The organism is Rathayibacter sp. RFBD1 (assembly GCF_002932915.1).
Lineage (GTDB): Bacteria > Actinomycetota > Actinomycetes > Actinomycetales > Microbacteriaceae > Rathayibacter.
The window spans coordinates 69,827-92,437 of record NZ_PSWQ01000019.1; the positions used below are offsets into that span (position 1 = coordinate 69,827).

The following is a 22,611-nucleotide window of genomic DNA, read 5'->3' on the forward strand; positions in this document are numbered from 1 at the left end:
CCGGGATGGCCGAGCGGAGCGGGCGCCACAGCGTGGGGCTGCGCTCGTGCGTGCGGCCGGCCGATTCGATACGCGCGCGGGTCCTCACCGCGGCGGTGCACTCCTCCGACACGCGGATACGACTCCACGTCATCGCGCGGCACTCCGCCGCGGCCTCGCAGGGCGCCGTCATCACGACGGCGCCCTTGCTCGTGGTCGCGGCGCCTTCGCGCGACGGCGTGCGACAGCACGGAGGTCACTGATGCGCACTCTGGTTCTCAACGCCGGCTACGAGCCGCTCGCGGTGGTGTCGTTCAAGCGGGCACTGGTCCTGCTGATGACGGAGAAGGCGACCGTGATCGCCGCGGACGAGGGCAATCCGGTGCACAGCGCGCACGGCGACCACGTGCGGCCCTCGGTGATCGTGCTGACCCGGTACGTGCGCATCCCGAGCGGCCGGAGTGTGCCGGTATCGCGCCGGGGCGTGCTCCGCCGGGACAACCACCGCTGCGGCTACTGCGGTCAGCACGCGGCGACGATCGACCACATCCAGCCCAAGTCGCGCGGGGGCCGGGACACGTGGGAGAACCTCGTCGCCTGCTGCCAGCGCTGCAACAACGTCAAGAGCGACCGAACCCCGCACGAGATGGGATGGCGTCTGCGCACCGTCCCCCGGATGCCGCGCGCCGGCTCCTGGCTCGTGCGCGGCGCGGAGCGGACGCAGCCCGACTGGGACGACTACCTGGCTCCCGCCGCCTGACGGGCCGCGGTCGCGTCGCTGGCGGCGTTGTCGTCGGGCGCGATCGCCGGTATCGCTTCCTCCTCCGCCTTGCCAGCGCCTGACGGGCCGCGGTCGCGCCGCTGGCGGCGTTGTCGTCGGGCGCGATACCGCCGGTATCGCTTCCTCCTCCGCCTTGCCAGCGACACGACCGCGACCCGTCAGGAGAGGGGCGTGGGGTGCGGCCCAGCGTTACTCGTTGTCGTTGCCGGTGCTCTGGCTGGCGTTGCCGGAGCGCTCGCCGGCCCAGGTCCAGTTCGCGACCTCGGGGATGTCCTCGCCGTGCTCGCGGGTGTAGGCGCGGGCGCGGATGCGGGCGTCCTGCATCTCCTGGCGGAGACCGGCGGCGCGGGCGCCGAGGCCGGGGGTCCGGTCGATGACGTCGATCACCAGCGAGTAGCGGTCGAGGTCGTTGAGCATCACCATGTCGAACGGAGTGGTGGTGGTGCCGTTCTCCTTGTATCCGCGCACGTGCAGGTTGCCGTGGCCGGTCCGCTTGTAGGTCAGGCGGTGGATGAGCCACGGATAGCCGTGGTACGCGAACACGATCGGGCGGTCGGGGGTGAAGACCGCATCGAACTCGCGGTCGGAGAGGCCGTGCGGGTGCTCCGACTCCGACATCAGACGCATCAGATCGACCACGTTGACCGTGCGGATCGCGAGGTCCGGCAGCTTCTCGCGGAGGATGCTCACCGCCGCGAGGGTCTCGAGGGTCGGCACGTCGCCCGCGCAGGCGAGCACGACGTCCGGGGACTCGCCCTGCCGCTCGCTGCTCGCCCACTCCAGGATGCCGAGTCCGCGCGTGCAGTGGGCGACCGCCTCCGCCATCGTGAGCCACTGGGGCGAGGGCTGCTTGCCGGCGACGACCACGTTGACGTAGTCCACGCTCCGGAGGCAGTGGTCGTAGGTCGAGAGGAGCGTGTTCGCGTCGAAGGGCAGGTAGACGCGCACGACCTCGGGCTTCTTGTTGACGACGTGGTCGATGAAGCCGGGGTCCTGGTGGCTGAAGCCGTTGTGGTCCTGGCGCCAGACGTGGCTCGAGAGCAGGTAGTTGAGGCTCGCGATCGGGCGGCGCCACTCGATGTCGCGGGTGCCGTCCAGCCACTTCGCGTGCTGGTTGAACATCGAGTCGATGATGTGGATGAACGCCTCATAGCAGGTGAAGAGCCCGTGGCGGCCGGTGAGCAGGTAGCCCTCCAGCCAGCCCTGGCACTGGTGCTCCGAGAGCACCTCCATGACCCGCCCGGCGCGAGCCAGGTGGTCGTCGAGGGGGCTGAGCTCGGCGTCCCACTGCTTGTCGGTGGCGGCGTAGACGGACTGCAGCCGGTTGCTCGCGACCTCGTCCGGCCCGAAGAGGCGGAAGTTGGTCGGGTTGGCGCGGATGACGTCGGCGAGCCATTCGCCGAGCACCTTCGTCGCCTCCGCGACGGTGCCACCCGGCTGCTCGACGACGACCTCGTAGCGGCGGAAGTCGGGCAGGTCGAGGGTCTGCCGCAGCAGCCCGCCGTTCGCGTGCGGGGTCGCGCTCATCCGCAGCTCGCCCTCGGGGGCCAGCGAGCGGACGCGGTCGACCACGCCGCCCTCCTCGGTGAAGAGCTCCTCGGGCCGGTAGGAGCGGAGCCAGTCCTCGAGGAGGCGGGTGTGCGCCTCGGTGTCGCGGGCGTTGGGCAGCGGGACCTGGTGCGAGCGGTAGGTGCCCTCCACCTGGACGCCGTCGATCTCGGTCGGGCAGGTCCAGCCCTTCGGGGTCTTCAGCACGATCATCGGCCAGGCCGGGCGTGAGAGGTCGCCGGCGGCGGCGCGCTCCTTGATCGCCGCGATGCGGTCGAGCACCGTGTCCAGGACGTCGGCGAACCGCTCGTGCACGCGCATCGGGTCCTCGCCGTCGAAGCCGCCCTCGACGAGGAACGGCTCGTGGCCGTACCCGCGGAGGAGGCTGTCGAGCTCCTCCTGCGGGATGCGGGCGAGGACGGTCGGGTTCGCGATCTTCCAGCCGTTGAGGTGCAGGATCGGCAGGACGACGCCGTCGGTGAGCGGGTTCACGAACTTGTTGGAGTGCCAGCTGGTGGCGAGCGGGCCGGTCTCGGCCTCGCCGTCGCCGACGACCGCCGCGACCAGGAGGTCCGGGTTGTCGAAGGCCGCTCCGTACGCGTGGCTCAGCGCGTACCCGAGCTCTCCGCCCTCGTGGATGCTGCCCGGAGTCTCGGGGGCGGCGTGGCTGGGGATGCCCCCGGGGAAGCTGAACTGGCGGAAGAGGCGGCGCAGCCCCTCCTCCGACTCGTCGATGTGGGAGTAGATCTCGCTGTAGGTGCCGTCGAGGTAGGCGTTGGCGACCATGCCCGGTCCGCCGTGGCCGGGGCCGGTGATGTAGAGGGTCGGCTGGCGGCGCTCGCGGATCGCGCGGTTCAGGTGCGCGTAGATCAGGTTGAGGCCGGGGGTGGTGCCCCAGTGGCCGAGCAGGCGGGGCTTGATGTCCTCGCGGCTCAGCGGGGTCTTCAGGAGCGGGTTCGCGAGCAGGTAGATCTGCCCGACCGCGAGGTAGTTCGCGGCGCGCCACCAGGCGTCGACCGTGTCGATGGTGTCCTGGGTCAGCTCGGCGTCGGCGGGTCGCGCGATCCAGCTGTGCTCGGGGACGGGCAGGAGGGACGGAGCGGGGGAGTCGGCCATGTGCCCACGCTGGCATCCGGACGCCCGGGGCGGAAGGGCCTTGCAGGCCCGGTTCCGGAGGGGGTCAGCCGCGCGGCGTCGCCCGGCGGAGGACCAGCGAGCCGACCGCCGTCAGGAGCGCGGCGGGGACGAGGAGCAGAGCGGCGGCTCCGGCGGTGCCCGCGCTCTCGAGGACGTCCACCACGACCGGCCGGCCGCCGGCGAGAGCGACGACGACGACCACCGCGAGTGCCGCCGCTCCGAGGACGAGGAGGAAGGCCGTCACTCCGCGCTCCCGCCAGCGGAGGAAGACCGCGCCCGCTGCTCCGCCGAGGGCGAAGGCGGTGAGGAGCGAGCAGAGCAGGACGACGAAGCGCTCGAGCCACGGGCCGTCGAGGGGAGAGGCGAGGAAGAGCGCGCCGCCCAGCCCCCAGCCCCCGGTCGCCTCCTCGATCGCCCCGAGGGCCACGACGATCGCGGACCAGAGCACGGACAGTGCCGCGAAGGCGAGGGCGCTGCCGAGGACGTGGTCGCGTCGGGTCGCTCCGTAGCTCAGCGCCAGCCCGAAGGTGGCTGTCGTGGCCTGGATGGAGCCGATGAAGAGAAAGACGACGATCAGCATCCCCGGCCCCACGAGGAGGATGCCGGAGTCGCCGCCGCCCCGCTCGGCCCCGATCCCGCGGAGGACGAGCCACCAGATCACGAGGTTGCCGGCGAGGACGGCGAGCAGGACGAGCAGTGGCCAGCCGAGGACCGTCCCGGGGTGGGCGAGGTGGAGTCTCAGAACGGAGAGGATCCTCCGCGAGGAGGCGGAGCTGCGGGCGGGGGCGGTCATGGTCGGTCCTCTCGGATCGGTGGCGGTGGTGTCAGCTGCTGCGCGGGGTGGCGCGGCGGAGGATCGCCCAGCCCGCGACTCCGGCGATCGCGGTCGGGATGAGCGAGAGGGAGTAGCCGCCCGCGTATCCGACGCTGCCGAAGAAGGAGCCGACGGCGGGCCAGTTCTCGGTGAGCGTGAGGAGGGTGATCACGGCCAGCAGGAGGGCGCCGAGGATCCCGAAGAAGAGGAGCATCCCGCGCTGGCGCCAGCGCACGTAGACCGCCGCCGTCGCCGCTCCGATGAAGAAGAAGAAGAGCAGGGCGCAGAGCACCGCGACGGCCTGCTCGCCCACGGAGTCCCCGCCGAAGTAGATCGAGCGGAAGAAGCTGCCGCCGAAGCCCCAGCCGTCGGTCGCCCGCTCCACGATCCCGAGGACCACGAAGACGCCGGTGTAGAAGACCGAGAGGGCGACGAAGGTGAGGGCCGTGCCGAGGGAGAAGTCGCGGCGGGTGGCGCCGTAGCCGAGGGCGAGGCCGAAGGTGACGTTCACCGACTGGACGGCCACGACCATCATGTAGACGAAGAGGAAGAAGGACGCGCCGGAGTAGGTCATCCCCTCCTGCGCCTCGAGGCGCTCGCCGGAGTCGAGCCCGCGGAGGATCAGCCACCAGACGACCAGGTTGCCCGACAGGATGACGGCCGTGATGATCAGCGGCGTGTAGAGGATGGTGGCGGGGTTCGCGAAGTGCAGGCGGACGATGCTGCCGAGGCGGCCGGCGGCGGTGTCGTGGCGCGCGGGGGCGCCGGTGAGGGCGGTCATTCCGAGGCCTTCCCGGTGGTGAGCTGGACGACGAGCTGCTGGAGGGGGACGGACTCGAGCTCGAGCCCGTGGCGGGCGGCGGAGGCGCGGCCCGCGTCGTCGAGCCGGGGGAGCGTGGCCGAGGCGCGGCTGCCGAGAGCGGAGCGGGCTATGACCTCGCGGCCGGCGGTGAACGACTCGACGGCCTGCCGGGGTCCGATGACCGTTGCCGCAGCACCCCGCAGCTCCTCCGCGTCACTGTCGACGACGAGGCGGCCCTGATCGATGACGAGGACGTGCTCGAGCAGACTGCTGACCTCGTCGATGAGGTGGGTGGAGAGGACGACCGTGCGCGGGTGCTCGGCGAAGTCCTGGAGGAGGCGGTCGTAGAACAGCTGCCGGGCGACGGCGTCCAGCCCCAGGTACGGCTCGTCGAAGAACGTGAGCGGGGCGCGGGAGGCCAGGCCGACGATCACTCCGATCGCCGAGAGCTGTCCGCGGGAGAGCTTCTTGATCTTGCGGTCGACCGGGAGGCGGAAGTCCTCGACGAGCTCGCGGGCGAACGCCTCGTCCCAGCCGTCGAAGAACCAGGGAGCGCTGCGCAGGACGTGCTTCACCTTGAAGTCGTCCGGGTACTTCTGGCTCTCCTTGATGAAGCAGGTGCGGGAGAGGACGGCGGCGTTCTCCACCGGCGACTGCCCGAAGACGCGGATCTCGCCCGAGCTGGCGAACTCCTGGCCGGTGAGCAGCGACATCAGCGTCGTCTTGCCCGCGCCGTTGCGGCCGAGGAGGCCGTGGATGCGGTTCTCCTCCAGCGCGAAGCCGACGCCGTCGACGGCGCGCATGCGTCCGTAGTGCTTGGTGAGGTCGTGGACCTCGATGACCGCGCTCATCGCGATCCCCCTTCTGTGATCATGTCGGCGAGCTGCTCGGTGCTGAGGCCGAGCTTGGCGGCCTCGGCGAGCAGCGGAGCGACGAACTGGTCGCGGAACTGCGTGCGGCGCTTCTCGACCAGCCGGTCGCGCGCCCCCTCGGCGACGAACATGCCGATCCCCCTCTTCTTGTAGAGCACCCCGTCGTCGACGAGCAGGTTCACGCCCTTGCCGGCGGTGGCCGGGTTTATGCGGTGGAACGCGGCGAACTCGTTGGTCGACGGGACCTGCGACTCCTCCGGCAGTGCGCCGTCGATGATGTCGTTCTCGATCTGCTCGGCGATCTGCAGGAAGAGCGGGCGGGAGTCGTCCACGCGGGCTCCTTCGGTGCTGGGTTGGGTGGTTAGTTGGTGTTGTAACTAACCATGGAGGCGGGAGGCGTCCGTGTCAAGAGGTGCGTGCCGCTCGGTCAGCGCGACGAGGCCCGCGGCGTGCTTCGCTGGCGTTGTGGTGAGGCCCTGTCGTCGCTTCGCGGGGGGCGGGGCACGGCGGGTACACTGGCTCGGCCAGCCTCTGTAGCTCAATGGAAGAGCGACTCCGTCCTAAGGAGCAGGTTGGGGGTTCGAGTCCCTCCAGGGGCACCACCACTAAAAGTCCTCTGACCAGCCTTTTCGTCCCGGCATCAGGGAGCCCTGACTCAGGTTTGTGCCGAACGGTGTGCCTAAGCGCCCGCCATGATGGCTGCGAGCCGATCAACGGCGTCTCTCTGCGCCCGGATCGCAGACCTCACTCACGGCCGCCTCGTCGGCGATGTCCGAACTCCAGCCGACGCCCTGATTGTTGGCCCGGAGGACGACTGGAGTGCCGTCATGGTGCCTCGGCTCGTCGCGGCCGGCGCCGACCTAGAGCGAGTTCACCGTTTCGAGGTGCGGACGACCTATGAAGGCGGGGAGTCATCGACGAGCTCGCCGGTCATGCCTCTTGACGTCGACCGACTACGCGAGGCGATCGAGGTCACGAAGGCCGGACTAGTGATGCTCGACCCTGCAGGCAGCAGCCAAGGCCCAGTTCGACGCGACCGGCAGCACCGAGGGATACCGCGCCGCCCTCGAGGCCAGCCGCCAGGCTGTGTACAACCGCGCCCTCGCTCTCACCGGGAACGCCGACGCAGCGCAGGCCCTCGCGGACAACATCGCGGCAATCCCATCCGAGACAGATTGGAAGGTGATCGCGCAGACGGCGGCGGCTCAGGCCCAGCTTGAGACGTTCATCGACCGCAACTCCGGCCGCACGATCACCGTCAACACGGTGCTCAACGAGCGAGTCGCGGGCTTCAACTCTGCTGGTGGCATCACGTCCGCGAACGGCAATCTCGTCGCCTACGCGAACGGCGGCTTCGCTCCGGGGATCTACGCCGGCCGTCCTGGCGCGATCCACAAGTTCGCCGAGCCGGAGACCCGGTGGGAGGCGTACATCTCCGGGAAGCCTGGGCAAGAGACGCGGAACCTTGCGATATGGGAGGCCGCAGGAGAACGTCTCGGAGCGTTCTCCGCCCCGCTCTATGCCCGCCTGGCCGCGTCAGGGACAGCGTTCGCGGACGGAGGCATGGCCAACTACGAGTGGGCGAAGGCGTACCAAGAGCAGCAGAGCTTCGACCCGCGCGCCCTCTCGCCGATGTCGACGCACTACTCAACAACCACGGTCGACAACAGCAAGACCGTGGCACCGACCGTCTCACTCGGATCAGGGAACACGTTTTACAGCTACGACCCCGAAGAGATCGCGCGGAGGCAGTCGAGGGAGCTGCGCCGGTCGATGACGCTCGCGGGCTTCTGAGGCCCCTGGGGCAGGTCCACCCTCAGCGGCCTGCCCCAGGACCCACCACCGTCAGCACCACCCTCCGCGGTGTGGTGTACCCGAACGCGAAAGTGAAGGAGAATACGAGGATGGTTGAACAGGTCGTCATGCGTTCCGTGGACGGGGGTGAGCCACGGATCGAGACTCAAAACAACCCGCAACTGCTTCCTCCGATCTCCTTCGAGGACGTGCCACACGGAGTCGTCGTGCCGCGGTTCGGTTCACAAGACCTGTTGCGGATAGCGAAGTATGCGCTCGACAACGGCTTGCTTGTCGACGAACTCGTGATCGCAGACGCGTCTCAGTCCCAGTTGCCCGACGACGAGAACGTTGGATATTCGGAAGCGATTCTTCAGGCTCTTCGAAAAGACGGCGCGCAAGCAGCGGAACAGTATATGCGAGAGAACCTGCCTCACTACGCGGTGATTACCGTAAATCTCACACTGCCCAACTTTCGGTCGTTCAGTCTCCGTCGCCACGGCGTGGCGCTTGCTGAGAAGGGCGTCTCGGTGGCGACCTTTCTCTCGGACGCATGGCGTTCTGTGCATTTCACGTGACACCAGTAAAAGAGTCGGTTGTTCGCGCGCTAGAACTAGGCCTCATCTACATCACAACTGCGTGGCTCCTCCCGTACTTCGAGAAGGAAATTGCGGATCTTGACGACTGGGTCAGTTCAGGGATTCTGGGAATTGCCATCGCGCTCGTATGCGAACTCACACTGCAGTCACTCTTTGGAAGGCCCTATCTCTCGGTTTCGTGGGTGCAACCCGGAAATCCGCACCAGTTGTCGGAGTTATTGATGCAGGTAGATCCCGCTCGATTAGAGGGGGGGCGCTTCCAAATCGAAGTAGCGGCGCGAGCTAACGGGTTCGCTCAGCGTCGCCTTCTGTCGTCATTGTCCAAGAAAGGCTTCCGGCTAAACGTGGCGCTAGCTGATGCGCCGGTCTTCAGTACGGTTGACTATTCGCCTCGAGATGAAAACGACCGGGCTCTAGCAGTGGTGAACTCGGGCAACGGTTTTGATATGCAACTGAGGCACCCACCCAGCAAGGAGGCCTGGATTTACGTCGAGGGCACACTCACGGCGAGGTCCGCGCCGACAGCGAACGTCTTCGCGATCGACTATGAGTTGAGTGCGGAGGGGCGCTGGTATAGCTCTCTCTCAAGGGTAGTTCGGATCGATGCAGAAGTCCGCAAGTTGAAAATGTACATGTAGGGGGCACCATGCCAACATTCACCTCCAAGCGCCTCAATGTCTTGCCGGCATCGGCCATAGCACGCACCGATCTAGCGACTCTGCTCCGAGCTATGAGCGCGCAGCCTCCGAGTCACTCCAGCTTGCGAGGCGGCTGGGCAAGCACGGTCGACTTGCAGTCGAATCTAGGTGTGCTGAACGCTGCACCACCGCCTTCTGTGCCGGAAATCGTGCCTGCTACTGCTCAGTATCCAGAGCGATTGCTCGCGCGGTACTACTACTTCGTGGAGAACGCGAAAGCTCGTGAGGCTCGCCCCACCGCATCCGCGCAAGAAATTAGTGTCTTGCAGGCAATTGACGTTCTGATTAGTGCGGAGGGGCCCAATAAATTTCTGGTTCTTTTCTCGTCGCGCACGATGGCCGAGCTTGCGCCCAAGATATTCAAAAGCCTTCGACAGCTCTTCCTGGAAGCCGATGAAGACGCGTTACTTACGACGCGGACGTCCTCGCTCGACTTCGACCAGCCGGATCTATTCCTATGGTTGGCGAGGAGAGCAAGGGATAATCCCTCTCTCGATGGCGACACTGAACTTCGCATGATTGAGGCGATGAGTGGCCAGGATCATTCCTCTCGCCTGACAGTCATTAGCAATGGGGTTGACTTCGATCGACCAGCATTTCTCACTGCCGTGGCAGAGGTAGAGCAGCTTGGGCCAGCAAAGATCGCAATGGTCGACACTCGACTTGACGCTCGCCTACACTTGGAGCTGTGGCCGAATGGAAGCTTCAGTGTGATCACCTCGAAAACGCACTATCGCAATATAGTTGATAGCCGGACGGAGCGACTGCAGTCTGTCTTTGACCTCGCTTACACAATCATCCCTAAAGTGGTGTCGATATATAGAGGGGATGAAGAGTGGCAGCGTTCGGGTAGAAGTCAGGAGATTCTAGCTGCTGCCCGTGCCTTAATTGAGAGGTACCAACGCATGTACCCGGATATTGTCTTGTAAGCCCTAGCAGGGGCTTTCGACGCCGACTAAAGGCCGCCGCTACGGCCATCAATTGAGTACGGGCACGCACACGGCACGAGGAGACCTGAATGACCAGTCCGAAGACCGTGCATGTCTGGCTCCCTTCCGGGAGGTCGCTGTGTGACCTCCACGATCTGCCCGATGAGCCCCGCGGTGAGAATGAGATCCGAGCAGCGAGAGCGGAGAATGCTGCCGCACCCGCGTGCGGGTCTTGCGCAGTACTCATCGCCGCCCTCTACCAGGACGTACGGCGCGACGTCGCTGCGCGTGATGCCGTGTGGCCAGCCAAAATCGAACAAGCGATTACCAGGCTCCAAGGTACCGGGTGGGATCAGACGGGGATTGTCGATCAGCTAGTGACGCTGGCTGACGGCGCGGCGTCAACGGTGACCGGGATCTGGGGACAACCGCCGGCCAGCCTCGATTTTGAGTCGATAGCTGCGCGTCGCGCGGCGCTGAAGAAGTACCTGTAGAGGCCTCCAGTTCTCTGTGTCCATGGCGACCCTCAACCTCTGCCCCTGGGGACCAGCTTCGACCCGAACCACCTCGCTGGCCCTCGAGACGTAACGGTGTATGAACAGGCCTACCGTGACCCCCCCCTCCGAAGAGGTCTCCGGGCTGATGGCGTAGAGGGGTGGCGAGGTCATGATCAACCCCGCGACCGAGCGGCACATCTACGGGAACGACCAGCGTGGGCGGGTGGCCGGCGGTGATGGATCGCGTCGTCCAATACGATCACGGGCATGGCTACAGAGTGGGAGTGGGTCCCGTACGTGTCCGGCGGCGTTGGTGCGGTAACGGGCCTTTACGGCACGTGGCGAGCTCACCGCAACAGCCGCGAGGCGCAGATACTCCGGGGCAAGTGGCGGTTCGAGCCGCAGATGACAGACAGAAGCTCCTACCTGCTGCGGAACCTCATGCTGCGCAGTGTGACTGCGGTAAAGGTCTCCGCGCCCAAGGGCTGCACCGTCCTTGAGAACATCGGAGATCGAGTTGTGAGCCCCGGTGAGGCCGTGCAGATCAACGTCCTCATCTTTCCCCAGTCGGCCCCTGGTCCTCTAATGGTCGAGTGAACCGAGCGAGTGCTAGGTCGAACAAGACGTCGAGTCTGGCGCGATCAGTTACCTGCCCCAGTGGCGCCGATGCTCTACTAGAACAGGGCACCCGATTCCTCTCAATCGACGACAGTGAGGACGCCGTCCGTGCCGCGGTCCGGGTGGTACGACCACGACATCTCGAGGTTGTCCCACTCGTCACTCTGGCGCCCGTCCATCGATGTGGTCTGCTCAAGGTGAGAGATGACCGCTTGCGGGGCTTTCGTCGCGCTCAGGATGCACTCGAGCTCGGAGTATGTGAGGCCAGCGAGGTCGTCTTCGCCTTCGCTGTCGATCGTCAGCGTCTGATCTCCGTCTGAGAGCTCGGCTCCCTCCGGGTTTCTGACGCATGCACGGAACGCCGTCGCTAGGATCGCGTCCGCTTTTGACTCGGCCTCGGTGGATGCCGCCGCAGACGCTTCGTCCTGCTTCGCCTCGTTCGACGCGGCGATGCCGGCAACGATCCCGCCGACAAGCAAGCCACCGAGCGCGAAGCCCGCTCCGGCGCCGATCCACACGGACGGCCAACTAAGACGCGATCGCGGAGTCGGCCTCGAGGTCGGCGGCAGAAGAGGAGTCTCGGTCACCCCCTCACCGTAGCGATCCGGCGCGTGTCAGTGGTCCCAACAACCATCGGCGCATGTCGCACCACTGGACGCCGCTCTCCATGGTTTCCCGCTCCGTCCGCCCCCTCGAGTGGCGGATGGGCGACAAGCGCGAGGAGCTCGGCTGGATTCGTCTCGTCGAGTACCAGGGCCGACCGACGTTCGTGTGCGTCACGCGAGACGAGTGGATCGTCGGGTGTGGGGACACGCTGCAAGACGCTGCAGAGGCGTTCCTGACATGGAAGCGCAGCAGAAAGTAAGTGCTCGTCTGCGTTGCTAAGGAAACCAGATGAGCCATATCTGGACTAATTCCGGCCACTTATGGACGTGTTTTCTATCCGTGCGGGCAGATAATACGCCCATACGGAGAGGGCAGCCTCTTTTCCAACTCCTGACTCAAGGTTCGATCAGTCATGCTCTACAGGTGACTGAGAGTGAGCGCTTAGATGTCGGAACCCCACGCCTTTACGGGTCAGTGCACTTCGCACGAACGAGTGGGCTCTGGACGGCGACTGTGGACCTTCCGCCAGTGGACGGCAAGCGACGCAGGAAGACCGGACGCAGCAAGAACGAGGCGGTCGCCAGGGAGGCGCTCCGCGTCATGTCGGAGCAGATCGCGTCCGATCGCCTCGCCCGGAAGCTAGCTGCAGCGCGGGCGGCCGTAGCCGCAACGGACCTGCCCTGGACGGTCGCAACATGGTCCGCGCATTGGCTCCGGTCGATCGCCGGACGCCGTATAAAGCCGATGACGTACTCCGCCTACGAGGGTGCCATCCGGCTGCATGTGGTCCCTGTGATCGGGGACGTCCCTCTCGCGGCCGTGGCGCCCTCCCACCTTGGGCTGGTCGAGACGGTGATGCTCGACCGTGGACTTTCGTCTAGCAGCGCACTCCACACGCACCGGGTGCTCGCTATCTGCTTCGGTGACGCAGTCCGTGAGGAGATGTTGGAGCGAAACCCGACTGAACGTATGCGGCCCCCGAGAAAGGCGCCGGGGTCTCTTGCGGCCCTGACTACACGCGAGGCCCGCCGAGTCTTCCACGAACTCAGCGCTCGTCCCGATGGAGCGCTGTGGCTGACGTCCCTTCTTACGGGGGCGCGTCGTGGTGAAGTGCTCGGCCTCGAGCTCGGCCGAGTGGGGGAGGTGCTCGAGCTGTCGTGGCAGTTGCAGCGCTTCCCCTGGCTTCACGGCTGTGAGTCCCGCACCTGCAGAACCGCCCGACGAGGAACCGACCGCCTCGAGCGGCACGTCGACTTTCCCGCAACCATTGAGCACCGTCACATTTACGGAGCGCTGTATCTCACTCGGCCGAAATCAGTAGCCGGCGTGCGTCTCGTTCCCCTCGTCGAGCCCCTCCGAGGGATCGTGCTCAAGCACATCCGCAGCAGCCCCATCCCGCGCAACGGACTCGTGTTCGTCAACGAGCTCGGCAACCCGATCGACCCCGACTGGATGTCCCACCGTTGGACCACCCTGCGCAAGGAACTGGGCATCACGGGCAACGTTCGGCTGCACGGCCTTCGTCACGCCGCGGTCGACATGCTCTACGAAGCTGGCGTTGCTGAGGATGCCATCGTTGAGCTCCTTGGACACTCCACCAACCGCATGACCCGCAGCTACAAGGCAGGCCCCTCCGTAGCTCGCCTGCGAGCCGCCATGGAGCAAGTATCGGAGCTGTACGAGTGACCTGCGGCCGGCCCGTGTCGCGCCCTCGACGCGCAGCAAGCTGTCGGTTTACCGCCGGTAAGTCCGCGCTGCCGTCGCGCAGCAAGCTGTCGACTTAGGCCCCCTAAGTCTGGGACGGCCCGCGCGGAGCAAGCTATAGACATACCCGGGGTAAGTCGGCTTGGTCCCCTCCGACGGACGCCGTCGGGTTCGGTTGCACCTGGGCGGAGGGGCGGACGAGTTCAGCCGCGGACCACGTCGCAGACGTCAATCCAGCGGACCAGCATGCTGAGCGCGGCGAGTTGCTCGAATGCATCCTGCCGCGGTAGCTCGTCAGTGGAGTGTGTGCGGGGATTACGGATGGCGAGGAAGCAGCCGGCAGCAAACTGGCGGAGCCCGCTACGCATCGCTTTCACGGTGAGATCATCGTCCGGCCCGCGCCACTTCAAGCGAGGGCTTCCTGCCGAGGCTGCGCCCTCGCCGAATACCTGATTCATGAGAGCGACGTCAGAGACGTCGTGGCGTGCCACGCGGGCCTGGACGTCAGCGTTGACGAACGTAGCCGCCCGTTGAACGGCTGCTGCATAGTGGCCGTCAGACCAGAGTGCCGCTGCTGAGCCCCACACCAAGGGATGGAGTGCGTCGGCAGCCATCCGCGGCGAGGACGAGCCGAGCTGGGCACGGGTTTCCGCTTCCGTCGCCAAGCGGCCGAGGGAATACTGCACGGTCTGACGGCCCTGCTTGAGGTCGTAGTAATGCTTCCCCGCGTAGACGACCAAGGCGGGAGCTTCCGGCAGCTGCAGGACGCGCTGCACAACCCGCTTTGTCTGGTCCTCCACGGCCAGGAGGGCGTCAAGCGAGGGGCCGGGGACCGCAAACACCTGCCTATCGCCCATTGCTGAGTTGACCAGCCCGATCCAGCGATCCAGGACGCTGCGAGCCCATTCCTCATCCATACGGTCAGCGTAGGTCCGGAAGGACGGCCGGCGATGCTCCGCTTCGTGTGCTAAACCGTGTGCCTCCGAAAACGTCCGTCGGGGTAGTGCGACGTTGTCGGACGTACTGGTGGACCAATAGGCGGCCCTACATAAAGCGCCTCAAGGTACCTGTCGGTGTGCTACTGACGGTAGCAGCGAGAGAGTTCGAGTCCCTCCAGGGGCACCACAGTGTCGTCACCAAGACCCTTGCCAGAGAAAAACGCCGAGACGGCGCCGATCTCGGCTTCCAGGAAGCTGCTGAGGCTCCGAGCACCACTCTTTCGAGTGGTGCTTTTTTCGTGTGCTGCGAGCTGAACGGCGGTTGAGACGGTCGTGGCGAAGGGTTCGTTCAACTCGACGGTGATGGTCTCGTTCGCGTGAACGAGAACACGCGCCAGGAAGACCTGATTGACGAGCTTCTTAACGTGGTCGGGTGCCCCGCCGTAAGCGCTGGCACACTCCGCGGTCGACGCACGCCGGGCGAACGGCCCTGATAGTGGCTGGTCCTGCGTGCGGAAGCTTCGGTGCCCCGGGCTGCCGGCCCTTGCTGCCGCCCGTGTCGGGAAGCAGGGCCTGCGCTAGCGTCGCTCCATGACCACACGTGAGTTGCGCGGCGAGCTCGCCGCGTTCGTCGCCGAGCGGGAGTGGGCGCAGTTCCACTCGGAGGAGAACCTGGCGAAGAGCATCGCCATCGAGGCGGGGGAACTGCTCGAATGCTTCCAGTGGGGCCCCGACGCCGACCGGGATGCCGTCCGATCCGAGCTGGCGGACGTCCTCACCTATTGCCTGCTGCTCGCGGACAGGATCGGCGCCGACCCCGAGGACCTGGTGCGGTCGAAGCTCGTGCGGACGCGCGAGAAGTACCCGGTGGACAGGGCTCGGGGAAGCAGCGCCCGGTATGACGCCCTCTGACATCGAGCGGATCGTCTTCGACGGGCCGTCCGTCAAGGTCTGGGCGATGACGGACGACCGCCGCTCGAACTGGCCGGTCGTCTACGTCCTGGACGAGAGCAAGCGCCGCGCGAGGCGTCTTCCGCGGGTCTACGTCGGAGAGACGAGGAGCGCGGCGAGCCGGCTGCGGCAGCACCTGGGCTCGATCGACAAGGTAGATCTCCAGACGGCGCGCGTGATCGTCGATCCGAGGTTCAACAAGTCGGTCTGCCTCGATCTCGAGTCCTTCCTGATCAAGCTGCTCTTCGCGGAAGGTCGATTCGCCGTCCTCAATCGCAATGAGGGAATCGTCGACTCCGACTACTACGACCGGGCGGCCTACCAGGACCGTTTCGCCGAGATCTTCGAGCAGCTGCGCCTGGAAGGCCTGTTCACTCGGAGCATCGCCGAGATCGAGAACAGCGACCTGTTCAAACTTTCACCCTTCAAGACGCTCACCTCCGAGCAGGCGGCGGTGGTCGTCGGAATCGTTGACGCGCTCGTCGAGGACCTCGGGAAGCAGACGCGGTCCACGTCGATCGTTCAGGGAGAGCCGGGGACGGGCAAGACGATCGTCGCCGTCTACCTCCTCAAGCTCCTCGCGGACGTCCGGCTGTTCGCGGAGAGGATAGACAGAGCCGAGGAGGCTCCCGGCGAGGACCGGCTGGACGACCTCGTCGAGGGCGACTCCGTCTTCTCGGACTTCTTCTTCGCCGACACCCGCGAACTGCTGCGCGGGCTGCGGGTCGGGATCGTCGTGCCGCAGCAGTCTCTGCGCTCCTCGATCAAGAAGGTCTTCGCCAAGACCACAGGGCTCGACGAGAAGATGGTGCTCACTCCCTTCCAGGTCGGTGAGGACCCGGGACGCTGGGACCTCCTCGTCGTCGACGAGTCGCACCGCCTCAATCAGCGGGCCAACCAGCCGTCGGGCTCCCTCAACAAGAAGTTCACGGACATCACCACTGCGCTGTTCGGCTCCGACGATCACGCCCGGACTCAGCTCGACTGGATCCGCGCGAAGAGCGATCACCAGATCCTCCTTCTCGACGCGGCGCAGTCGGTCCGACCGGCAGACCTTCCGCGGCCCGCGATCGACGCGTTGATCCGATCCGCTCAGGAGGACGGCCGCCTGCACCGTCTGACCTCGCAGATGCGAGTGCGCGCCGGAACGGACTACGTCGGCTGGGTGCGCGCCGTCCTCGATCCGACGGCAGCAGACCTCCCCCGGCGACCGGACCTCGGCGAGTACGACCTCCGCTTCTACGACGACTTCGGAGCCCTGCGGCGCGACCTGCGGCAGCGGGAGGAGGAGACCGGTCTGGCGCGGCTGGTCGCCGGCTACGCGTGGCGCTGGACGTCGCGGAAGGATCCGTCAGCCGCCGACATCGAGATCCAGGGAGAGCGGCTCCGCTGGAACAGCACGCAGGTCGACTGGATCGCGTCGCCCGGCTCCGCCGATGAGATGGGCTCGATCCACACCGTGCAGGGGTACGACCTGAACTACGCGGGCGTGGTCATCGGCCCGGACCTGAGGTGGGACAGCGAGAAGGGCCGGCTGAGGGTCTCCCGCTCGGATTACCACGATAAGAAGGGCAAGGAGAACAACCCGGGACGGATGGGCCGCGACTACACCGACGACGAGCTCCTGCAGTACATCGTCAACATCTACGCGGTGCTGCTGACCCGCGGGATGCTCGGCACGTACGTGTACGTCTGCGACGACGCCCTCCGGGAAAGACTCCGGACGGCCTTCGGCCGACCGCTCACGGCCTTCTGAGGGCGTCTCGCGGGCCATCGCTCAGGCGGCGCCGTCATGATCGAGGCTGGTACTCGACGGAAGGTTCTCTGTGAGCATGTTCAAGCGCGTTCTCGGCATGGCGTCGAAGGCGCTCGATTCGAAGAGCGGCTCGGGGTCGTCCTCGAGCGGGACGACCGATTGGCGCGACATGGTGCGCTCCGCCGCCGACAAGGTGACTGGCGACTCGCGGAGCGGGCAGGCCCAGCCGCCTCAGCAGTACGGCTCACCGCGGCGACCCTCCGCGCGCCCGCAGGACGCCCGGCCCGGGCAGCAGCCGGTGGTCACGCAGGAGGACCGCGCGGCGATCGCGCGCTACGACTACCTCCTCCGCACCGCCGACCCGGAGCAGCTCGAGCAGGTGCACCGGGACGCGTTCGCGAAGCTGACGACGGCGCAGCGCACACAGGTCGAGGCGCGGCTCCGCGACGAGCTGCCCGCGAACGAGCAGCCGCGGTCGTCCGCACCCGAGGACCTGGCGCGCGCGGCGACGCGCGGCGAGGCGAACGACCCGGGGTTCCTCAAGAAGATGTTCTCGAAGCCGGGGACCCGCGGCGCCCTCGCGGGTGCCGGCGTCGGAGCGGCGGCGGGCATCGGGCTCGGCGCGGCGGGCGGACTGCTCGCGGCGGTCGCGGGCGGTGCCGTGATCAGCAGCGTCGCCGGTCCGCTGCTCGCGCAGGCGTCCGGCCTCGGCGTGGACTTCGAGAACCTCGCCGGCGGGTTCGGCGATCTGGGCGACTTCGGTGACATCACGGGCGGCGCGGGAGAGTTCGTCTCCGGTGCGGGTGAGCACGTGTCCGGGCTGGGGGAGCAGGTGTCGGAGTTCGGCTCCGACTTCAAGTTGCCGGGGCTCGGCGACCTCGGGAACCTCTTCGACCGCTAGACGGACGGGACCGGAGCGCGCCTGCGGAGGAGCGGCGACGCGATCGCGAGTGCCGCGCCGACGACGAGCAGCACGGCCCCCACGATCGCGACGGCGGTCGTCGACCAGTCGGGGAGGTCGACAACCGTCGTGCCGTCGAGCAGCGTCCATTCGCAGGCCGCGCCCAGCGGCCACCACGACCAGAAGCCGCGGACCAGGTCGCCTGCCTCGGGCGGGACGCCGCCCAGGCTGACGCTGCACACGTCGTCGAAGCCCTGACGGTCGATGTTCGCGAACTGCAGAGGCACGAGCGCGAGGGCCGCGAGTCCGGCGACGGCGAGGGCGAGGCCGGCGAGCAGGGCGAGACGCGCGGCGGTCAGGCGCTTCCTCGCCGGCGTCGAGGCGGGGGCGGGAGGCGTCTCGGTCATCGTCCGATGGTGGCACGCGTTCGTGGGGAGCAGGCGTGTGCGCGGGATCGGCGCCGAACAGCGCGGAGGCACGGGGCGGATGCGTCGGAGCCGCTCCTCGACCGCAGGCGCCACGGACGTCGGCCGACACAGCGGCGACGGGGAGCCCTCGGCGTCGTACCCTCGACTGCATGGGGTTCGTCTTCTCGCTGGTGATCATCGTCCTGACCGTGCTCGCGCTGGTCGACGTCGTACGGCAGCCGGACAACGTCATCAAGAACCTGCCCAAGATCGTGTGGATCCTGCTGATCTTCTTCCTCCCGCTCATCGGCGTCTCGCTGTGGTTCCTGCTCGGGCACGACTGGAAGCGCGGCGACCGCGGATCCTTCGTGCCGGGCGGCCGAGTGCCCCGCCGCCGGAAGCAGGCGCCGCCGCCGATGGTGGTGCGGCCGGCTCCGAAGAGCACCGAGGAGCAGCTCGCCGACCTCGAGCGCGAGGAGGCGCACTACGCGCGGCTCGCCGAGGAGCAGCGTCGCCGCCGCGAGGGTGAGCGACCGCTCGACGCGTGAGCGGCCGCTCCGGAGGCCGCTACTTCGAGAAGTTCGACGCCGCCCACTGGATCGAGGCGATCTTCGCCTGACCCGCGACGCTCGGGTGGAAGTAGTCGGTGGTCCCGATCAGGCCCTTGGTGACCGGGGTCGCGGTGAGCGCTCCGCCGTCCCAGTCGCAGAGCTGACCGGCAGCGCTGCACGCCGTCTGCAGCGCGGTGTTGTACTGCGTCGTCCGCGTCTTCGCGGCAGCGGCGGAGGCGGCAGCGGCGGTGCTGCTGAGCCTGCGGCCGGTGGAGCTGACGCCGCGCGTGGTCCGGCAGAGGTCGCCGCCCGCCCAGACGAGCGCGCCGACTCCGGTCTTGACGACCGACCACTCGGAGGCCACGTTCGGCATCGACGAGAGGACGATGCGGGCGGAGGGCCACGTGGTGCGGATCTTCGTGATCGCGGCGGAGGCTCCGGTGCGGAACGTGCTCGCCGGGGTCATCGTGTAGCCGTCGGAGGCGACGCGGTTGTCGGGAGAGCAGAGGTCGTTGCCGCCGATGAGCAGGGTGACGACGTCCGGCCGCACGCCGGCGGCGATCGCGGCGTCGATCCGCGAGGGGACCTGCGCGACGACGTCGCCGGTGGTGGCGAAGTTCGCGGTCGTGACGGTGGTGCCGGGGAGCGCGGTCCGCAGGCGGGAGGCGAAGGAGTTCACCGAGGAGCTGGTGCCGGTGGACCAGTTGTTGCGGGGGCAGTCCACGAAGGAGCCGCAGGTCCCGTAGGCCTGGGTGATGGAGTCGCCGAGGCTCAGCACCGAGAGGGTGGCGGGAGTGGCGGCGGCGGCGGCCTGCGCCGGGAGCAGCGCGGCGGCTAGGGCGAGCGCGGCTCCGACTGCGAGGGCGCGGACGCGGCGGCTCGGGGTCGGCGGGCGGGAGGAGGAGAGGCTCATGGGGGACCGTTCTCGAGGGGGAGGACGGTGGGGGAGCCGTCGGTGCTGACGCTAGGGGAGCGGCGCCCCGGATGACCCCGAACGGGTGACCCCAGAACGGGCCGGATGTGCGCGACGGCAGCGGATCCGGTCGTCCGGCGGGCGGAACCGACTGGAAGGCGAGCGTCCTCTCAGCCTCCCGCCACCGGCACGATCCGCAGCCGGCTCATCGCCCAGACCAGCGCACCCGACGCGAGGAACGCGACCGCGATCCCGACGACGAACACCGACACCTGCCCGTACCCGGTCGCGGGATCCAGGAACGGATAGGGCACCCAGCCGTCCGTCGCTCCGCGGATCAGCACCACGACGAGCCAGACGATCGGGTAGACCACGACCAGCCAGAGCCTCCGCCACGGCAGCGGAGGGCGATCCGCGAGCAGCAGCCAGTCGAGCAGTCCGTAGACGGGGAACAGCACGTGCATGACGGTGTTGGCCCACGGCAGCGCCACTCCGCCCGCCACATCGGTGAGGAGGGTGTTGTAGACGAGGCCGACGACGATGATGTAGCCGGTGAAGGCACCCCGCACCAGTACGAGCCCGCCGGGCGCGGGACGGCGGCGGAGCGCGAGCACGGCGGTGGCTCCGAGCACGACGGCCAGCACGATGTTGCTCTGGATGGTGAAGAAGCCGAAGAAGTTCAACGGGTTGAGCGGCGCCCGAGAGGCGGCGTCGACGGCCGTCGCGATCACGGCTGCCAGGACGGCGGCGGCCACGAGGAGGCGGAGGAGCGCGACCGGCACGCGGGCCGACTCCGCCCGGGAGGAGGGAGCGGGCGGCGTCATCGCTCGAGCGTAGCGCCGGAGCGCCTACCCTGTCCCCGTGCTCACGATCGGTGTCGACCTCGCTGCGGAGCCGGTGCGCACCGCTCTCGCCGCCCTCGAGTTCTCCGGCGGTCGGGCCGTCGTCCGCTCGCTCGCCCTCGGCGCCGAGGACGCGATGATCGTCGAGGCGTCACGGGACGCGGCGGTCATCGGGATCGACTGCGCGTTCGGCTGGCCGGTGGAGTTCGCGGCGTTCGTCTCCGCGCACACGCGGCGGGAGGTCTCGCCGCGGACGCTCGCGGGACGCGACTGGCGCCGCCGCCTCGCGTACCGCGAGACGGACCGGGTGGCGCGCGAGGTCACGGGTCGGTGGCCGCTCAGCGTCTCGACCGACCGGCTCGGGATGACCGCGATGCGCTGCGCGGAGCTGCTCGACGCCTTCGCCGCGAGCGGGGAGGACGTCGACCGCTCCGGGCGCGGACGGCTCGTCGAGGCGTACCCGGCGGCGGCGCTGCGGCTCTGGGGAGTGGACACCACGGGGTACAAGACGCGACCGGAGGCCGTGGCGCTCGCCGTGGAGTCGCTGCGACGGGCCGCGCCCTGGCTCGATGTGCCGGCGCCCGCGCTCGCGCTGATGAGCCGCTCCGACGACGCGTTCGACGCCGTCGTCGCCGCTCTCAACGCCCGCGCCCACGCCCTGGGCGCGACCATGCCGGTGCCTCCCGAACTGCAGGAGGCGGCGGAGGCCGAGGGGTGGATCGCGGTCCCGACCGGATCGCTCGCGGAGCTCGCGGGCTGATCCGGCCGTCTCGACGGGTGTGCGCTCAGGCCGGGATCTTCGCCCCCAGCAGGCCGGCGGCGACCTCGGCGGCCCGCTCGGCCTCCTCGACGGTCGAGAAGGGTCCGGTGGGGACGAGGGAGGGCGCGGTGGTCAGTCGGGCGTCGATCTCGAGTCGGAACCGGGGCAGCTCCGCCCCGGGAACGACGACGATCCTGACTCCGTTCCGGCTCCATCGCGCGGGTTGGATAGAAGAAATCTGTGTCATGGTGCTCTCCGCTTTCGCGATCATCCGCACGGGTGGCTGACGCCTCGACCGTGCACGCTTCACGCTACGTCCGGTGCCCGTCTCTCCGAACGGGCTTGACCTCTCAGGCTCGTCGGGCGTAGCGCGTCACTGCAGTCGGTCGAGGGTGTCGCTGATCCGCCGCAGGCACTCGATGAGGACCGACACCTGCGCGGCGTCCAGGTCGGCGAGCACCTCGCCCTCGGCGGCGACGAGATTCCGCATCGCCTCGTCGACCCGCTTCGTGCCCCGCGGGGTGAGCGAGACGATCTTGCTGCGCGAGTCGGCGGCGTTCTGCTCGCGGACCACGAGCCCGCGGGCCCCGAGGCGGTCGACGCGGCTGGCGAGGTTGCCGCTGGACAGCGCGAGGTGCGTGGCCAGGGCCGAGGGCGTCATCCCGCCCTCCCCGCGCTGCCGCAGCAGCGAGAGGAGCTCGAACTCCCACGGGGCGAGATCGCTGACGGCGAAGGACTGCCGCCGCACCTCCTGCACGCGCGGGCTGAGGCGGCGGAGGCGGGAGACGACGTCCAGAGGCGCGAGATCGAGGTCGGGCAGGGCCCCGGCCCACGCGTCGATCACCAGATCGACATCGTCGTCTTCGCGCATGCCCCGATTATCCCCGGACGGCGCGGGCGCCGACGACGGGTGGTCCGGGGAGGCCGGCGGGCCTAGCCTGTGCGGACGACGGGCGGACCGGTCAGGCGCGGGCGGCCCGGACGTAGGCGACGATCGCGTTGGCGTGGCCGTGGCCCAGGCCGTGCTCGGTCTTCAGCCAGGTGACGACCTGCATGTGCGGCTCGGAGCGCAGCCGCTCGTCGGCGAGATCGAGCCAGTCCTGGACGGGACGGCCGTAGGTCTTCTCGATGCTCGGGAAGTACGAGGCCGGTCCCTTCGGCTTCGCGCCGTCGGCGGGCGGTTCGGGAGCGAGCACACGGTCGGTCATGCGGTC

General features: G+C 68.0%; 27 protein-coding genes and 1 tRNA gene. 15 read left to right on the plus strand and 13 right to left on the minus strand.

The genetic code is table 11. The features are described from left to right. The first annotated feature begins 241 nt into the window (after positions 1-241). Positions 242-739: an HNH endonuclease gene (locus C5D50_RS08725; protein ID WP_104224608.1), complete on the plus strand. Its 498-nt coding sequence runs from the start codon at positions 242-244 to the stop codon at positions 737-739. A 210-nt stretch (positions 740-949) separates the two neighbouring features. Here the strand turns inward: C5D50_RS08725 and C5D50_RS08730 are convergent, their stop codons facing one another. From C5D50_RS08730 to C5D50_RS08750, 5 genes are all read right to left on the minus strand, one after another. Continuing rightward, complete coding sequence (locus tag C5D50_RS08730; RefSeq protein WP_104283286.1) at positions 950-3,424, minus strand: phosphoketolase; 2,475 nt, start codon at positions 3,422-3,424, stop codon at positions 950-952. A gap of 64 nt (positions 3,425-3,488) precedes the next feature. Then, entirely contained in the window at positions 3,489-4,238 is a 750-nt protein-coding gene (locus tag C5D50_RS08735) for a hypothetical protein (protein ID WP_104283287.1), read from the minus strand. A gap of 31 nt (positions 4,239-4,269) precedes the next feature. Next, complete coding sequence (locus C5D50_RS08740; protein ID WP_104255431.1) at positions 4,270-5,040, minus strand: ABC transporter permease; 771 nt, start codon at positions 5,038-5,040, stop codon at positions 4,270-4,272. Continuing rightward, positions 5,037-5,912 (minus strand): ABC transporter ATP-binding protein, encoded by an 876-nt coding sequence (locus C5D50_RS08745; protein ID WP_104283288.1) that lies wholly within the window; start codon positions 5,910-5,912, stop codon positions 5,037-5,039. The genes C5D50_RS08740 and C5D50_RS08745 overlap by 4 nt, the downstream gene beginning before the upstream one ends. Then, complete coding sequence (locus tag C5D50_RS08750; protein ID WP_104224613.1) at positions 5,909-6,265, minus strand: GntR family transcriptional regulator; 357 nt, start codon at positions 6,263-6,265, stop codon at positions 5,909-5,911. The genes C5D50_RS08745 and C5D50_RS08750 overlap by 4 nt, the downstream gene beginning before the upstream one ends. 195 nt (positions 6,266-6,460) lie before the next feature. Here C5D50_RS08750 and C5D50_RS08755 point away from each other — a divergent pair. The 7 genes from C5D50_RS08755 to C5D50_RS08775 all read left to right on the plus strand — a co-directional run bounded on the left by C5D50_RS08755 (position 6,461) and on the right by C5D50_RS08775 (position 11,047). Next, positions 6,461-6,535, plus strand: a tRNA-Arg gene (locus C5D50_RS08755). 484 nt (positions 6,536-7,019) lie between these two features. Next, positions 7,020-7,727, plus strand: a complete 708-nt coding sequence (locus C5D50_RS08760) for a hypothetical protein (RefSeq protein WP_104283289.1) — start codon at positions 7,020-7,022, stop codon at positions 7,725-7,727. Positions 7,728-7,837: 110 nt separating this feature from the next. Next, a complete protein-coding gene (locus C5D50_RS08765) occupies positions 7,838-8,305 on the plus strand; it encodes a hypothetical protein (protein WP_104283290.1) in 468 nt (155 codons plus the stop codon). Beyond that, positions 8,281-8,964, plus strand: a complete 684-nt coding sequence (locus C5D50_RS16350; protein WP_146086906.1) for a hypothetical protein — start codon at positions 8,281-8,283, stop codon at positions 8,962-8,964. The genes C5D50_RS08765 and C5D50_RS16350 overlap by 25 nt, the downstream gene beginning before the upstream one ends. 8 nt (positions 8,965-8,972) lie before the next feature. Beyond that, a complete protein-coding gene (locus C5D50_RS16355; RefSeq protein WP_146086907.1) occupies positions 8,973-9,953 on the plus strand; it encodes a hypothetical protein in 981 nt (326 codons plus the stop codon). Positions 9,954-10,042: 89 nt separating this feature from the next. Continuing rightward, positions 10,043-10,447: a hypothetical protein gene (locus tag C5D50_RS16360; protein WP_146086908.1), complete on the plus strand. Its 405-nt coding sequence runs from the start codon at positions 10,043-10,045 to the stop codon at positions 10,445-10,447. Positions 10,448-10,717: 270 nt separating this feature from the next. After that, positions 10,718-11,047: a hypothetical protein gene (locus tag C5D50_RS08775; RefSeq protein WP_104283292.1), complete on the plus strand. Its 330-nt coding sequence runs from the start codon at positions 10,718-10,720 to the stop codon at positions 11,045-11,047. Between the two features lie 101 nt (positions 11,048-11,148). Here C5D50_RS08775 and C5D50_RS08780 read toward each other — a convergent pair whose 3' ends face one another. Further along, the gene (locus C5D50_RS08780) at positions 11,149-11,586 is read right to left on the minus strand and encodes a hypothetical protein (RefSeq protein ID WP_104283293.1); all 438 of its coding nucleotides are present in this window, start codon (positions 11,584-11,586) and stop codon (positions 11,149-11,151) included. Between the two features lie 122 nt (positions 11,587-11,708). On the opposite strand from C5D50_RS08780, the gene C5D50_RS08785 reads away from it, so the two are divergent. After that, a complete protein-coding gene (locus tag C5D50_RS08785) occupies positions 11,709-11,933 on the plus strand; it encodes a hypothetical protein (protein WP_104283294.1) in 225 nt (74 codons plus the stop codon). A 341-nt stretch (positions 11,934-12,274) separates the two neighbouring features. Beyond that, positions 12,275-13,360: a tyrosine-type recombinase/integrase gene (locus tag C5D50_RS08790; RefSeq protein ID WP_181137325.1), complete on the plus strand. Its 1,086-nt coding sequence runs from the start codon at positions 12,275-12,277 to the stop codon at positions 13,358-13,360. Between the two features lie 221 nt (positions 13,361-13,581). On the opposite strand, the gene C5D50_RS08795 is transcribed toward C5D50_RS08790, so the two are convergent. Beyond that, positions 13,582-14,295: a TIGR02391 family protein gene (locus tag C5D50_RS08795; protein ID WP_104283296.1), complete on the minus strand. Its 714-nt coding sequence runs from the start codon at positions 14,293-14,295 to the stop codon at positions 13,582-13,584. A 612-nt stretch (positions 14,296-14,907) separates the two neighbouring features. Here C5D50_RS08795 and C5D50_RS08800 point away from each other — a divergent pair. From C5D50_RS08800 to C5D50_RS08810, 3 genes are all read left to right on the plus strand, one after another. Further along, positions 14,908-15,228: a nucleotide pyrophosphohydrolase gene (locus C5D50_RS08800; RefSeq protein ID WP_104283297.1), complete on the plus strand. Its 321-nt coding sequence runs from the start codon at positions 14,908-14,910 to the stop codon at positions 15,226-15,228. Continuing rightward, on the plus strand, positions 15,215-17,023 hold the full coding sequence (locus C5D50_RS08805; RefSeq protein WP_104283298.1) for a DUF2075 domain-containing protein: 1,809 nt from the start codon (positions 15,215-15,217) through the stop codon (positions 17,021-17,023). Before C5D50_RS08800 ends, C5D50_RS08805 begins: the two co-directional genes overlap by 14 nt. 76 nt (positions 17,024-17,099) lie before the next feature. Next, positions 17,100-17,924 (plus strand): hypothetical protein, encoded by an 825-nt coding sequence (locus C5D50_RS08810; RefSeq protein WP_258069586.1) that lies wholly within the window; start codon positions 17,100-17,102, stop codon positions 17,922-17,924. Here the strand turns inward: C5D50_RS08810 and C5D50_RS08815 are convergent. Then, positions 17,921-18,331: a hypothetical protein gene (locus C5D50_RS08815; RefSeq protein WP_104283300.1), complete on the minus strand. Its 411-nt coding sequence runs from the start codon at positions 18,329-18,331 to the stop codon at positions 17,921-17,923. The genes C5D50_RS08810 and C5D50_RS08815 overlap by 4 nt on opposite strands. A gap of 170 nt (positions 18,332-18,501) precedes the next feature. Here C5D50_RS08815 and C5D50_RS08820 point away from each other — a divergent pair, with 170 nt between their 5' ends. Beyond that, a complete protein-coding gene (locus C5D50_RS08820) occupies positions 18,502-18,879 on the plus strand; it encodes a PLD nuclease N-terminal domain-containing protein (RefSeq protein ID WP_104283301.1) in 378 nt (125 codons plus the stop codon). Between the two features lie 19 nt (positions 18,880-18,898). Here the strand turns inward: C5D50_RS08820 and C5D50_RS08825 are convergent, their stop codons facing one another. After that, positions 18,899-19,795, minus strand: coding sequence for a GDSL-type esterase/lipase family protein (locus tag C5D50_RS08825; RefSeq protein ID WP_104288988.1), 897 nt, complete (start codon positions 19,793-19,795; stop codon positions 18,899-18,901). A gap of 170 nt (positions 19,796-19,965) precedes the next feature. Continuing rightward, entirely contained in the window at positions 19,966-20,619 is a 654-nt protein-coding gene (locus C5D50_RS08830; RefSeq protein ID WP_104283303.1) for a Pr6Pr family membrane protein, read from the minus strand. A gap of 37 nt (positions 20,620-20,656) precedes the next feature. Between C5D50_RS08830 and C5D50_RS08835 the strand changes: the two genes are divergently transcribed. Next, the gene (locus tag C5D50_RS08835) at positions 20,657-21,397 is read left to right on the plus strand and encodes a DUF429 domain-containing protein (RefSeq protein WP_104283304.1); all 741 of its coding nucleotides are present in this window, start codon (positions 20,657-20,659) and stop codon (positions 21,395-21,397) included. A gap of 25 nt (positions 21,398-21,422) precedes the next feature. Here C5D50_RS08835 and C5D50_RS08840 read toward each other — a convergent pair whose 3' ends face one another. The 3 genes from C5D50_RS08840 to C5D50_RS08850 all read right to left on the minus strand — a co-directional run bounded on the left by C5D50_RS08840 (position 21,423) and on the right by C5D50_RS08850 (position 22,605). After that, positions 21,423-21,644 (minus strand): hypothetical protein, encoded by a 222-nt coding sequence (locus C5D50_RS08840; protein WP_146076606.1) that lies wholly within the window; start codon positions 21,642-21,644, stop codon positions 21,423-21,425. A gap of 126 nt (positions 21,645-21,770) precedes the next feature. Then, the gene (locus tag C5D50_RS08845) at positions 21,771-22,268 is read right to left on the minus strand and encodes a MarR family winged helix-turn-helix transcriptional regulator (protein WP_104283305.1); all 498 of its coding nucleotides are present in this window, start codon (positions 22,266-22,268) and stop codon (positions 21,771-21,773) included. 91 nt (positions 22,269-22,359) lie between these two features. Then, a complete protein-coding gene (locus C5D50_RS08850) occupies positions 22,360-22,605 on the minus strand; it encodes a DUF4287 domain-containing protein (RefSeq protein ID WP_104225060.1) in 246 nt (81 codons plus the stop codon). Positions 22,606-22,611 lie beyond the last annotated feature (6 nt).